Source organism: Pseudomonas sp. AM8 (assembly GCF_036346475.1).
Classification (GTDB): domain Bacteria; phylum Pseudomonadota; class Gammaproteobacteria; order Pseudomonadales; family Pseudomonadaceae; genus Aquipseudomonas; species Aquipseudomonas marginalis.
In genome coordinates, this window is the sequence record NZ_JAOTNX010000007.1 from 248,431 (window position 1) to 261,803 (window position 13,373).

At 61.7% G+C, this 13,373-nt stretch carries 7 protein-coding genes; 4 read left to right on the forward strand and 3 right to left on the reverse strand.

Features of this window, described 5'->3' with window-relative positions; translation table 11 throughout:
- Window position 1: 1 nt before the first annotated feature.
- Together waaF and glnE are read right to left on the reverse strand one after the other, a co-directional pair.
- A complete protein-coding gene (gene waaF, locus V3W40_RS18570; RefSeq protein WP_065946630.1) occupies window positions 2-1,036 on the reverse strand; it encodes a lipopolysaccharide heptosyltransferase II in 1,035 nt (344 codons plus the stop codon).
- A 54-nt stretch (window positions 1,037-1,090) separates the two neighbouring features.
- Window positions 1,091-4,030 (reverse strand): bifunctional [glutamate--ammonia ligase]-adenylyl-L-tyrosine phosphorylase/[glutamate--ammonia-ligase] adenylyltransferase, encoded by a 2,940-nt coding sequence (glnE, locus tag V3W40_RS18575; RefSeq protein ID WP_065925671.1) that lies wholly within the window; start codon window positions 4,028-4,030, stop codon window positions 1,091-1,093.
- Between the two features lie 383 nt (window positions 4,031-4,413).
- Here glnE and aceE point away from each other — a divergent pair, with 383 nt between their 5' ends.
- The 4 genes from aceE (at window position 4,414) to msrA (ending at window position 12,436) form a co-directional block, all read left to right on the forward strand.
- On the forward strand, window positions 4,414-7,059 hold the full coding sequence (gene aceE, locus V3W40_RS18580) for a pyruvate dehydrogenase (acetyl-transferring), homodimeric type (protein ID WP_065940828.1): 2,646 nt from the start codon (window positions 4,414-4,416) through the stop codon (window positions 7,057-7,059).
- Window positions 7,060-7,070: 11 nt separating this feature from the next.
- Window positions 7,071-8,720, forward strand: coding sequence for a dihydrolipoyllysine-residue acetyltransferase (gene aceF / locus V3W40_RS18585; protein ID WP_330215467.1), 1,650 nt, complete (start codon window positions 7,071-7,073; stop codon window positions 8,718-8,720).
- Window positions 8,721-9,022: 302 nt separating this feature from the next.
- The gene (locus V3W40_RS18590) at window positions 9,023-11,716 is read left to right on the forward strand and encodes a putative bifunctional diguanylate cyclase/phosphodiesterase (RefSeq protein WP_065925674.1); all 2,694 of its coding nucleotides are present in this window, start codon (window positions 9,023-9,025) and stop codon (window positions 11,714-11,716) included.
- 72 nt (window positions 11,717-11,788) lie between these two features.
- Window positions 11,789-12,436, forward strand: coding sequence for a peptide-methionine (S)-S-oxide reductase MsrA (msrA, locus tag V3W40_RS18595; protein ID WP_065925675.1), 648 nt, complete (start codon window positions 11,789-11,791; stop codon window positions 12,434-12,436).
- 83 nt (window positions 12,437-12,519) lie between these two features.
- Here the strand turns inward: msrA and V3W40_RS18600 are convergent, their stop codons facing one another.
- Complete coding sequence (locus V3W40_RS18600; RefSeq protein WP_115486438.1) at window positions 12,520-13,356, reverse strand: 23S rRNA (adenine(2030)-N(6))-methyltransferase RlmJ; 837 nt, start codon at window positions 13,354-13,356, stop codon at window positions 12,520-12,522.
- Window positions 13,357-13,373 lie beyond the last annotated feature (17 nt).

The following is a 13,373-nucleotide window of genomic DNA, read 5'->3' on the forward strand; positions in this document are numbered from 1 at the left end:
CTCAGTGAACCTCGACCACGTCGCCCTGCAATCGCTGCAAGGCATCGGTTACCGGCTGCGGCAGCAATTGGCGCAGGCAGTTGTAATGGCCGAAGCGGCAGGTGCGATCAAAGCACGGGCTGCACTCCAGCCCCAGACGCACCACTTCGACCTGGTCGGCCAGCGGCGGGGTAAAGCCCGGCGAGGTGGAGCCGTACACCGCCACCAACGGGCGGTTCAGCGCAGCGGCCACATGCATCAGGCCGGAGTCGTTGGACACCACGGCGTCAGCACAGGAGAGCAAGTCGATGGCCTCGGCCAGGGACGTGTCGCCACTGAGGTTGACGGCCTCTTCGCGCAGGCCCGGGATCAGGCGCTGGCGAATGTCTTCACCCACCGAGTGATCGTTTTTCGAACCGAACAACCACACCTGCCAGCCTTCGCGAATCTTCATCTCGGCGACTTTGGCGTAGTGGTCCGACGGCCAGCGCTTGGACTCGCCAAACTCCGCACCGGGGCACAGGGCCAACACCGGACGATCCAGGACCAGGCCGAACTTGGCGAGTGCCGCATCGCGGGTGACCGGGTCGATCTGCAGGCTGGGCCGCGGGTACGGCTTGGGCAACTCGACGCCCGGCGCATAGGCCAGGGCCATGAAGCGTTCGATCATCAGCGGGTAACGCGCCTTGTCCAGCGTGCGTACATCATTAAGCAGCACATAACGAAACTCGCCGCGCCAGCCGGTGCGCTTGGGGATACCGGCAAAATACGGCACCAGCGCCGACTTCAGCGAGTTGGGCAGCAGGATCGCCTGGTCGTACTGGCCCGCCAGGGATTTGCCGATGCGGCGGCGGGTCGCCAGTTCCAGGGCACCGTGGCCGAGCGGAAAGCTCAAGGCCTTGCGCACTTCGGGCATGCGCTCGAGGATCGGCCGGCTCCACTCGGGGGCAAGCACGTCGATCTGGCAGTCCGGGTAGCGCATACGCAGGCTCTGGAACAGAGTCTGCGCCATCACCATGTCACCGACCCAACTGGGCCCAACGATCAGAATATTCATGTAGTTTCCACAAACGATGCGGGGAGGCTTATGCCTCCCCGCCCTAATAGTGTTTCAACCCAACCCCAGCGCCTGCCAGATTCGCATCACCTGGCGCCGTTCGTCAGCGAACTGATCACCGGGTACCGTACCGGCCTCGTTCTGCAAGGCCTGGCGATGCGCGGCGGAACGGTAGGCCTTATACACCTCGCGCAGCAGATGGGCATCGGCGGCGGGCATCAAACCCACCTGCTCCAGGCCTTCCAGAATGCGGATATTGTCGGTATAGCGCAGCAACGATGGATGTTGCGCAGACCACGCCAAAGCCGCGTATTGCACCATAAATTCAATATCGACGATACCTCCGGCGTCCTGCTTGAGGTCGAACAGCACCGTGGCGTCGAAGGCATTGGCGCCGGTGCCGGCCGCCGTGGCCTTGGTACCCAGGTTGTCACGCATCTTGGCGCGCATCTCGCTGACCTCCTGGCGCAACTTCGCCAAGTCGCGCTCACGCCCCAGCACCTTAGCCCGTACCCGCTCGAATGCCTGGCCCACATCCTGGCTGCCTACCAGCACCCGCGCGCGGATCAGGGCCTGATGTTCCCAGGTCCATGCTTCATTTTGTTGATAGCGGTCAAACGCCCCGAGGGAACTGACCAGCAACCCGGATGCGCCGGATGGGCGCAGGCGCATGTCCACTTCATACAACTGGCCGGAGTTGGTCTGGGTGGTCAGCAGATGGATGATCCGCTGGCCCAGGCGCGTGAAGAACTGCGCGCCGTCGATCGGCTTGGCGCCGTCGGTCTCGGCCTGCGGGTCGCCATCGTGGATAAACACCAGGTCCAGGTCCGAACCATGCCCCAGTTCGATGCCGCCGACTTTCCCATAACCGACAATGATGAACCCAGGATCGCACAAGGTGCCGTCCAAACGCTGCGGCGAGCCGTGGCGGGCCACCGTCTGGCGCCAGGCCAGGGCCAGCACTTGTTCGAGGATGGCTTCGGCGAGCCAGGTCAGGTAGTCGCTGACTTTCATCAACGGCAGGCTGCCGGCGATTTCCGAAGCGGCCACGCGCAGGCGGTGGGCCAGCTTGAAGTGCCGCAGGGCTTCCATCTGCTGTTCAAGATCATCCTCGGGGATGCGCGTAAGGCGCTCGCGCAACTCGGCGGCAAGTTCCGGCGCCAGCGGTGGCTTGAACAGGCGGCCTTCGTTGAGCAACTCATCCAGCAGCAGCGGGAAGCGCGTGATCTGCTCGGCGATCCACGGGCTGGCGGCGCACAGGGTCAGCAGGCGGCGCAGGGCGTCGGGATTTTCCGTCAGCAGCACCAGATAGGCGGAACGCCGGGCGACGGCCTCCACCAGCGGCAGTACACGCTCCAGCACCAGGTCCGGGTTGGCGTGCTCGACGGCCTGGGCCAGCAAGCGCGGGATAAAGGCATCCAGGCGTTCACGCCCCAGGCGCTGCATGGCCCGCAGTTGCGGGCTGTTGCGCAGGCTGGCCAAGGCTTTAAGGGCCTTGGTGGCGTCGGTGAAGCCGCCTTCAGCCAATTGACGGCAGGCGGCCTCTTCATCCTGGGACTCTTCCCACAGCGGCAGCCATTCTCCGCCCACGACCAACTCGCTTTCCGCCCCTTCTTCTTCATCAGGATCCGCAATCACCTGGCGGAAGTGCCAGTCCACACGGCCACGCCAATGCATCAGGCGCTCATGAAAGGCCGCCCAGTCGGCAAACCCGAGCATAAAGGCAATGCGCGCTTGGTCTTCAGGGCTGTCCGGAAGCATTTGGGTCTGGCGGTCGGCAATCGCCTGGATCGCATGTTCGGTGTAACGCAGGAATTCATAGCCATTACGCAACTCGGCGATCACCGCCGGCGGCAGGTAGCCCTGGCCTTCCAGGGTGCCGAGCACCTTGAGCAGCGGCCGCTGCTGCAGGCTGAGGTCGCGGCCGCCATGGATCAGCTGGAACGCCTGGGCGATAAATTCCACTTCGCGGATGCCGCCCGAGCCCAGCTTGATATTGTCGGCCATGCCTTTGCGCCGGACTTCCTGCTGGATCAGCTGCTTCATGGTGCGCAGCGCCTCGATGGCGGAAAAGTCCAGGTAACGGCGGTACACGAACGGCCGCAGCATATCGAGCAGCTGCGCACCGGCCATTTGGTCACCGGCGACCACGCGCGCCTTGATCATGGCATAGCGTTCCCAGTCGCGACCCTGGTCCTGGTAGTACTGCTCCAGCGCGTTGAAGCTGAGCACCAGGGCGCCGGCCGAACCGTAGGGACGCAGGCGCATGTCGACACGGAACACAAAGCCGTCGACGGTCATCGGGTCGAGGGCCTTGATCAATTTTTGACCAAGACGAATAAAGAACTCCTGGTTATCCAGGGAGCGCTTCACGCCCACGGTTTCGCCGCCCTCGGGGTAGGCGAAGATCAGGTCTATATCCGACGACAGGTTCAGCTCCACCGCACCGAGCTTGCCCATGCCGAGGATGACCATATGCTGCGGCTCGCCGCTGCGCCGCCCGGTCGGTGTGCCGAACTGCACGCAGTGGCGCTGGTACAGCCATTGGTAGGCCTGGTCGATGCTGGCGTCGGCCATGTCGGAGAGGTCACGACAGGTTTGCACCAGGTCGGCCTGACGGGTCAGGTCGCGCCAGATGATGCGCACTTGCTGGCGCGTACGCTGACGACGCAGTACGCGGCCCAGCTCATCTTCTGTTTCGGCCTGTTGCACGGCACCGGCAATCTGCCCGCACAGCTCGCCCGGCGCAAAGCCGCGGTCCAGCTCGCCCCAGGCCGCCAGCTCGAGCAACATCAAAGGGTCACGAACACTCTGTTCAATGACGAAATCACTGGCGGCGCACACCCGGGCGAAGTCGGCCCACCGTTGCGGCGTCCACGAAGAAAGGCCATGATCGTCGTCCAGCGCGGCCACGGCGTCACGAAATGACTGCTCGGCCCGCTGGGCCTTTGGCAACAGAATGGCCGGCAGTTCGGCCAGCGTTGGAAGGCTCATGGTCTATCCTTGGTCGGCGTGTAAATGGCCTGCTGCTGTGAAGGCAAGCACCGCGCTCGATGAAGGACTGTCGAACAAAGGTGATAAATAGCTGAAAATATGTAATTTTTGGCAGGCAACATTAAACTTCTACCTTTTCTTGTTCGCAAAAGATCAACAATAACGATTATGCTCACCAGCCAGACCGAGCAATCCGCTCGGTCTTGTGTAGTTTTACTACTCGTATATACATTCGAAAGGCTGAAATGGCCGACGATTTGTAGTAAAACTACAGGACGCCGAAGCAACCTTCGGCCATCCAAGAATTTATGTCGTCTGCCCACAAGGCCAGTCGCAAACTTCAGGCAACCGATTCTGGTAGCCTTTCCGCCCTGGAGCAAGCCATGCAAGACCTCGATCCCGTCGAAACCCAGGAATGGCTGGACGCCCTGGAATCGGTTCTCGACAAAGAAGGCGAAGACCGTGCTCACTACCTGATGACCCGTATGGGCGAACTCGCGACCCGCAGCGGCTCGCAACTGCCCTACGCCATCACCACGCCATACCGCAACACCATCCCCGTTACCCACGAAGCACGCATGCCTGGCGACCTGTTCATGGAACGCCGCATTCGCTCGCTGGTACGTTGGAACGCCATGGCGATGGTAATGCGCACGAACTTGAAAGATTCTGACCTGGGCGGTCACATCTCCAGCTTCGCTTCCAGCGCAACCCTGTATGACATCGGCTTCAACTACTTCTTCCAGGCCCCGACCGAAGAACACGGCGGCGACCTGATCTACTTCCAGGGCCACACCTCGCCAGGCGTCTACGCCCGTGCGTTCATGGAAGGTCGCATCAGCGAAGAGCAAATGAACAACTTCCGCCAGGAAGTCGACGGCCAAGGCCTGTCGTCCTACCCGCACCCTTGGCTGATGCCTGATTTCTGGCAGTTCCCGACGGTATCCATGGGCCTGGGCCCGATCCAGGCGATCTACCAGGCACGCTTCATGAAGTACCTGGAAGCCCGTGGCTTCATCCCGGAAGGCAAGCAGAAAGTCTGGTGCTTCCTGGGCGACGGCGAGTGCGACGAGCCGGAATCCCTGGGTGCCATCTCCCTGGCCGGCCGCGAGAAGCTGGACAACCTGATCTTCGTCATCAACTGCAACCTGCAGCGCCTCGACGGCCCGGTTCGCGGCAACGGCAAGATCATCCAGGAACTCGAAGGCGTGTTCCGCGGTGCCCAGTGGAACGTGACCAAGGTCATCTGGGGCCGTTTCTGGGACCCACTGCTGGCCAAGGACGTCGACGGTATCCTGCAACGTCGCATGGACGAAGTCATCGACGGCGAGTACCAGAACTACAAGGCCAAAGACGGCGCGTTCGTGCGTGAACATTTCTTCAACACGCCTGAACTCAAGGCGATGGTTGCCGACCTGTCCGACGACGAGATCTGGAAACTCAACCGTGGCGGCCACGACCCGTACAAGGTCTATGCGGCGTACCACGAAGCGGTCAACCACAAAGAACAACCGACCGTCATCCTGGCCAAGACCATCAAGGGTTATGGCACCGGTGCCGGCGAAGCGAAAAACACTGCGCACAACACCAAGAAGGTTGATGTTGAAAGCCTGAAGCTGTTCCGCGACCGCTTCGACATCCCGGTCAAGGACGAAGAGCTGGAGAACCTGCCGTTCTTCAAGCCGGAGGCGAACAGCGCCGAAGCCCGCTACCTGAGCGAGCGTCGTACTGCACTGGGCGGTTTCGTGCCACAGCGCCGCGCCAAGAGCTTCAACATCCCGACACCACCGCTGGATACCCTCAAGGCAATCCTGGACGGCTCGGGCGACCGTGAAATCTCCACCACCATGGCCTTCGTGCGGATCCTCGCGCAGCTGGTCAAGGACAAGGAAATCGGCTCGCGTATCGTGCCGATCATCCCGGACGAAGCCCGTACCTTCGGTATGGAAGGCATGTTCCGCCAGTTGGGCATCTACTCCTCCGTCGGCCAGCTCTACGAGCCAGTCGATAAAGACCAGGTGATGTTCTACAAGGAAGACAAGAAGGGCCAGATCCTCGAAGAAGGCATCAACGAAGCGGGCGCCATGAGCTCCTTCATCGCTGCCGGTACTTCGTACTCCAGCCACAACCAGCCGATGCTGCCGTTCTACATCTTCTACTCGATGTTCGGTTTCCAGCGTATCGGCGACCTGGCTTGGGCAGCGGGCGACAGCCGTACCCGTGGTTTCCTGATCGGCGGTACCGCCGGCCGTACCACACTGAACGGCGAAGGCCTGCAACACGAAGACGGTCACAGCCACATCCTGGCTGCCACCATCCCGAACTGCCGCACCTTTGATCCAACCTACGGCTATGAGCTGGCGGTGATCATCCAGGACGGCATGAAGAAGATGACCGAAGAGCAGCAGGACGTTTTCTACTACATCACCGTGATGAACGAGTCCTACCAGCAGCCAGCCATGCCGGCCGGCGTGGAAGAAGGCATCATCAAGGGCATGTACCTGCTCGAGGAAGACACCAAGGAAGCGGCGCACCACGTGCAGCTGATGGGCTCCGGCACCATCCTGCGTGAAGTCCGTGAAGCGGCGAAGATCCTGCGTGAAGAGTTCAACGTCGGCGCCGACGTATGGAGCGTTACCAGCTTCAACGAACTGCGTCGCGACGGCCTGGCCGTAGAGCGCAACAACCGCCTGCACCCGGGCCAGAAGCCTGCGCAGAGCTATGTCGAAGAGTGCCTGGCCGGCCGTAAAGGTCCAGTCATTGCCTCCACCGACTACATGAAACTGTTTGCTGAACAAATTCGCCAGTGGGTCCCGTCCAAGGAATTCAAAGTCCTGGGCACCGACGGTTTCGGTCGCAGTGACAGCCGCAAGAAGCTGCGTCACTTCTTCGAAGTCGACCGTCACTTCGTGGTGTTGGCAGCCCTGGAAGCCTTGGCTGACCGCGGTGAGATCGAACCCAAGGTGGTAGCTGACGCTATCGTCAAGTTCGGGATCAACCCGGAAAAACGCAACCCACTGGACTGCTGAGGAGATTTTTTGTGAGCGAACTCATTCGCGTACCTGACATCGGCAGCGGTGAAGGTGAAGTAATCGAGCTGTTTGTGAAGGTCGGCGACACCGTCGAAGCCGACCAGAGCATCCTGACCCTGGAATCGGACAAGGCGAGCATGGAAATCCCTGCTCCCAAGGCCGGCGTGGTCAAGAGCCTGAAAGTGAAGCTGGGCGACCGCCTGAAAGAAGGCGACGAACTGCTGGAACTGGAAATCGAAGGTGCCGCTGATGCGGCCCCAGCGGCGGCACCTGCTGCCGCTGCTGCACCGGCGCCTGCCGCGGAAAAACCTGCCGCTGCTGCCGAGGCTCCTGCAGCCCCGGCTGCTGCTCCAGCCGCAGCGACTGTCCAGGACATTCATGTTCCGGACATCGGTTCGTCGGGCAAGGCCAAGATCATCGAGCTGCTGGTCAAGGTCGGCGACACCGTCGAAGCCGACCAGTCGCTGATCACCCTGGAGTCCGACAAGGCCTCCATGGAAATCCCATCGCCGGCTGCCGGCATCGTGGAAAGCATCGCGGTCAAGCTGGAAGACGAAGTCGGCACTGGCGACTTCATCCTCAAGCTGAAAGTACAAGGCGCTGCACCTGCTGCTGCTCCAGCACCGGCTGCTGCTCCGGCGGCCAAGGCTGAAGCCGCTCCGGCCGCTGCCGCCCCTGCGCCTGCTGCAAAAGCCGAAGCCGCTCCGGCCCCTGCGGCTGCCGCACCTGCGCCAAGCGGTGCCAAGGTTCACGCTGGCCCGGCGGTACGTCAACTGGCCCGTGAGTTCGGCGTCGAGCTGAACGCTGTGTCGGCCACTGGCCCACACGGTCGCGTGCTGAAGGAAGACGTGCAGGTCTACGTCAAAGCCATGATGCACAAAGCCAAGGAAGCTCCGGCTGCCGGCACTGCTACTGGCGGCGCGGGCATTCCACCGATCCCGGTGGTGGACTTCAGCCGCTTCGGCGAGACCGAAGAAGTGCCGATGACCCGCCTGATGCAAATCGGCGCGTCGAGCCTGCATCGCAGCTGGCTGAACATTCCGCACGTGACCCAGTTCGACCAGGCCGACATCACCGACCTGGAAGCTTTCCGCGTTGCGCAGAAAGCCGTGGCCGAGAAGGCCGGCGTGAAACTGACCGTGCTGCCGCTGCTGCTCAAGGCCTGTGCGCACCTGCTCAAGGAGCTGCCGGACTTCAACAGTTCGCTGGCGCCAAGCGGCAAGGCGATCATTCGCAAGAAGTACGTGCACATTGGTTTTGCCGTCGACACGCCGGATGGCCTGCTGGTACCGGTCATCAAGAACGTCGACCAGAAGAGCCTGCTGCAACTCGCGGCCGAAGCGGCTGCACTGGCTGCCAAGGCCCGTGACAAGAAGCTCACCGCAGACGACATGCAAGGCGCGTGCTTCACCATCTCCAGCCTCGGTCACATTGGCGGTACGGGCTTCACGCCAATCGTCAACGCGCCGGAAGTGGCGATCCTGGGTGTTTCCAAGGCCACCATCCAGCCAGTCTGGGACGGTAAAGCGTTCCAGCCGAAGCTGATGCTGCCACTGTCGTTGTCCTACGATCACCGTGTGATCAACGGCGCGGCTGCTGCACGCTTCACCCAGCGCCTGAGCCAGTTGCTGAACGACATCCGCACCATCCTGCTGTAAGCCACAGCGGCCTCCCTTTCATCGGGGAGGCCTGGTTGCAACGATTTCCGAGCGCCACGCTCGTACCTCAACCCCGTCAATTTGGCGGGGCTTTTTTTGCTTTTCTCTACAGACAAAACAGGGTTGTACACCTTCTGTCATCCTGACTGAAGAATTCCTCCGCCTGGCCGATAACCCCCTTATAGCACTTAGCCTTCATCCTCTCTTGTCAGCCCGCGCCGCATGATGCAACCTTGCCGCAGGCAACAGTAAAGAGGGCGTGAGCCCGGCGCCGTGCGCGTTATTTGAAGTGAGTTCCCCCCATGAAAAGCCAACCCGATGTCGCCCGTATGGCGGCCGAGGTAGTGACGCAGTTACCGGTGCCTTCGCGCCTCGGTATGCTGCGTTTCGAGCGGCTTAATGAGGCAAGCTGGGCCCTTCTGTACCTCGACCCTAACTGCGAGCGCCAATTCGGCCTGTCGGCGGTCGAGCTGTGTGCGCTGCTCGGCACCCCCTTCGCCAGCCTGATGGAGCCTCAGGCGCGCTATCAACTGCACGACACCATCCAACAGCAACTGAGCGACAGCCCTCACTATCTGGTGCGCTACACCCTGCACACCAACGATGGCCCCCTGAGCCTGCTGGAAATGGGCGAAGCCTACAAACAACACAATCGCCATCTGCTGCGCGGCTACCTGATGGTGGTCGACGGCCTGTTCAACGAAGTCTCCCTGCCCGCCCCGACGGAGGACCTGGAAAGCCAGAACAGCCGCCTGCAGATCGCCCTGGAGCTCAACCAGCGCGCCCAGCAGGAACAACTGCAGCACCTGGAGCGGGTGCGCGCCCAGCAGGAGCTGATCCTGTTGCTGGCCCGCCAGCGCTACACCGCCAACAATTCGCTGCAGGAAGCCGCAGAGCTGATCACCCGCAGCGCCTGTGACATCTACCAGATCGACTGCGCAAGCATCTGGAACCTCGAAGGCCAGCGCCTGGTACCGATCTCGGCCTACCACCGCGATGACCAGCAGCACCACCTGCCTGAGCCCATCGACGCCAGTTGCTTTCCGGATTACCTGGAAGCCCTGCACACCAGCCGGGCAATCGACGCAACCAACGCGATGCGCGACCCGCGCACCCGGGAAATGGTCGAAAACCTGCGCGCCAGGGACGTCCACGCCATGCTCGATGCGAGTATCCGCGTCGACGGACAGGTGGTGGGCGTATTGTGCCTGGAACAGGGAGGCAGCCCGCGTGCCTGGCAGGCCGATGAGATTGCCTTTGCCGGCGAACTGGCCGACCAGTTCGCGCAAGTGATCAACAACCACAACCGCCGTACCGCCACCAGCGCCCTGCACCTGTTCCAGCGTGCCGTGGAGCAAAGTGCCAATGCCTTTTTGCTGGTCAACTGCGACGGCGTGGTGGAGTACGTCAACCCAAGCTTTACCGCGATTACCCAATACAGCGCCGAAGAAGTCCACGGCCACCGCCTGGCCCAGCTGCCGGCCCTGGAAAACCTCAGCGAACTGCTGTTCGACGCACCGTCGAGCCTGGCCAAGAGCAACAGCTGGCAGGGCGAGTTCAAGAGCCGACGTAAAAACCTCGAACCCTACTGGGGCCAGCTGTCGATTTCCAAGGTGTATGGCGACAACCGTGAGCTGACCCACTACATCGGCATCTACGAAGACATCACCCAGAACAAGCTGGCCCAGCAGCGCATCGAACGCCTGGCCTACACCGATAACCTGACCAACCTGGGCAACCGTCCGGCATTTATCCGCAACCTTGATGAGCGCTTTGCCCGCGACAGCGACAGCCCGATCAGCCTGTTGCTGGTGGACATCGACAACTTCAAGCGCATCAACGACAGCCTCGGCCACCAGACCGGCGACAAGCTGCTGATCAGCCTGGCCCGCCGCCTGCGCAACAGCCTGAGTGCCGGAGGCAGCCTGGCGCGTTTTGCCAGTAACGAATTCGCGGTGCTGCTGGACGACACTGACCTGGAAAGCGGCCAACAGGTGGCCAGCCAACTGCTGGCGACCCTCGACAAACCGATGTTCGTCGACAACCAACTGATCAGCGTCACCGGCTCCGTGGGCCTGGCCTGTGCACCGCTGCATGGCCGTGACCCGCAGACCCTGATGCGCAACGCCGGCTTGGCCCTGCACAAGGCCAAGGCCAACGGCAAACACCAGGTACAGGTGTTCACCGAAGCCTTGAACGCCGAGGCCAGCTACAAGCTGTTCGTGGAGAACAACCTGCGTCGTGCCCTGACCCAGAACGAACTGGACGTGTTCTACCAGCCCAAGCTGTGCCTGCGCAGCGGCCGCTTGCTGGGCATGGAAGCGCTGCTGCGCTGGAACCATCCGGAAAAGGGCATGATCCGCCCCGATCAGTTCATCAGCGTCGCCGAAGAGACCGGTTTGATCATCCCGATCGGCAAATGGATCGCGCGCCAGGCCTGCCGCATGAGCAGGCAACTGAGCGCCGCTGGCATGGGCAATTTGCAGGTAGCAATCAACCTGTCGCCCAAACAGTTTTCCGACCCGGACCTGGTCGCCTCGATCGCCACGATCCTCAAGGAAGAACAGCTGCCGGCCAACCTGCTGGAACTGGAGCTGACCGAAGGCCTGCTGCTGGAAGCGACCGAAGACACACGCCTGCAACTGGACCAGCTCAAGAGCTTCGGCCTGACCCTGGCCATGGACGACTTCGGCACCGGTTACTCGTCGCTGAGCTACCTGAAAAAATTTCCCATCGACATCATCAAGATCGACCGCAGCTTTATCCACGAAATCCCGGACAACCAGGACGACATGGAAATCACCTCGGCCGTGATCGCCATGGCCCACAACCTCAAGCTCAAGGTAGTGGCCGAAGGCATCGAGACCCCCGAGCAACTGGCGTTCCTGCGTCGGCACCGTTGCGACGTTGGCCAGGGCTACCTGTTCGACCGGCCGATCCCCGGTGCAGAGCTGCTCGAGAAGCTTAGACGCTATCCGCGCGGGCCAATCGCCTGACAGCGCTGTAACACTCGGGCACACTGGCTGTCTGAAATTTACCGCTAACTCAACCTGACGAGAGGACTGCTCATGGTCTTGCGCTCGGAAATTCTGGTGAACAAAAACGTGCTGCCTACTCAAGAACAAGCGTTGCCTGGTCGTGAAACCCCGATGAACCTGCCGCAGACGCACTTCGTCAACGGCAACCCGCTGCTGGGCCCATTCGTCGACGACGTCGGCTTCGCGATCTTCGGCCTGGGTTGTTTCTGGGGCGCCGAGCGCAAGTTCTGGCAGCGCGATGGCGTGGTCAGCACCGTGGTCGGCTATGCCGGTGGTTTCACGCCTAACCCGACGTATGAAGAAGTCTGCTCGGGCCTGACCGGCCACAGCGAAGTGGTGCTGGTGGTGTATGACCAAGCCAAGGTGAACTACGAAGACCTGCTGAAGATGTTCTGGGAACTGCACAACCCGACCCAGGGCATGCGCCAGGGCAACGACATCGGCACCCAGTACCGCTCGGTGATCTATGCGACCACGCCTGAGCAACTGGCGGCGGCAAAGGCCAGTGCCGATGCCTATCAAGCAGAATTGACCAAGGCCGGCCTGGGCACCATCACCACCGAAATCGAAGAGGCGCCGACGGTGTACTTCGCCGAGGCGTATCACCAGCAGTACCTGGCGAAGAACCCGCAGGGCTACTGTGGGATCGGCGGTACCGGCGTGACTTGCCCGATCTGAAGATCGGAGCTGCAAGTTTCAAGCTGCAAGTGGTGTTTTCTGCTCTCACTTGCAGCTTGAAGCTTGAAGCTTGCAACTTACAACTACTCAGCTATGAGCCAATCCATCTGCCACCCACCCTGGGTCTGGCCAAGCTTCTTGGACAGCCACGGCAGCAGCTCACGCAACTCCTCTTCCAGGCCCCACGGCGGGTTGGCAATCGCCAGGCCCGAGCCGGTCAGGGTGTTGGGCGTGTCCAGCGGATGCACCAGCAATTCCACGCGTAGCAACTTCGGCGCACCGGTGCCGGCCAGGTCCTGGTAGAAGCGACGCAGCATGCGCTGGTCCTTCACCGGGTACCAGATCGCCGCGACGGTCTGGCGCATACGGCTGACGGCTTCCTTGAGGGCGGCGGCGCAGCGCTGCATTTCGTCGAGCTGTTCAAACGGCGGATCAATCAGCATCAACGCACGTTTTTCCGGCACCGGTAACAGGGCGCGCGGCACATGCCAGCCTTCGCCCAAATGAACCTTGACCCGACGATCGCCCTTCATGTTGTCCTTGAGCAACACGCCGTCTTCCGGGTGTTTTTCATTGAGCAGCACGCGGTCCTGGGGGCGCGTAAGGCGGCGCGCCAGCTCCGGCGAGCCCGGGTAGTAGCGCAACTGGCCATCGGGGTTCATCTCGTGCAGCACGCGCATGTAGTCGGCGGTCAACGGCGGTAGATCGTCGGCGCCCCACAAACGCGCGATACCTTCCAGGTACTCACCCGTGCGATTGGCCTGATCACCTTGCAGGTCGTACAGACCAATCCCGGCATGGGTGTCGAGGTAGGCGAACGGCTGCTCCTTGCGCGACATCAGGGCGATGAGGCGGGTCAAGGTCAGGTGTTTGAAGACATCGGCGTGGTTGCCGGCGTGAAAGGCGTGACGATAATTCATGGTTGCTCCTGCGCAGG

Coding starts and splice junctions, on each gene's coding strand:
- waaF (WP_065946630.1), bottom strand. CDS start 1,036: ATGAATATTCTGATCGTTGGGCCCAGTTGGGTCGGTGACATGGTGATG.
- glnE (WP_065925671.1), bottom strand. CDS start 4,030: ATGAGCCTTCCAACGCTGGCCGAACTGCCGGCCATTCTGTTGCCAAAG.
- aceE (WP_065940828.1), top strand. CDS start 4,414: ATGCAAGACCTCGATCCCGTCGAAACCCAGGAATGGCTGGACGCCCTG.
- V3W40_RS18590 (WP_065925674.1), top strand. CDS start 9,023: ATGAAAAGCCAACCCGATGTCGCCCGTATGGCGGCCGAGGTAGTGACG.
- msrA (WP_065925675.1), top strand. CDS start 11,789: ATGGTCTTGCGCTCGGAAATTCTGGTGAACAAAAACGTGCTGCCTACT.
- V3W40_RS18600 (WP_115486438.1), bottom strand. CDS start 13,356: ATGAATTATCGTCACGCCTTTCACGCCGGCAACCACGCCGATGTCTTC.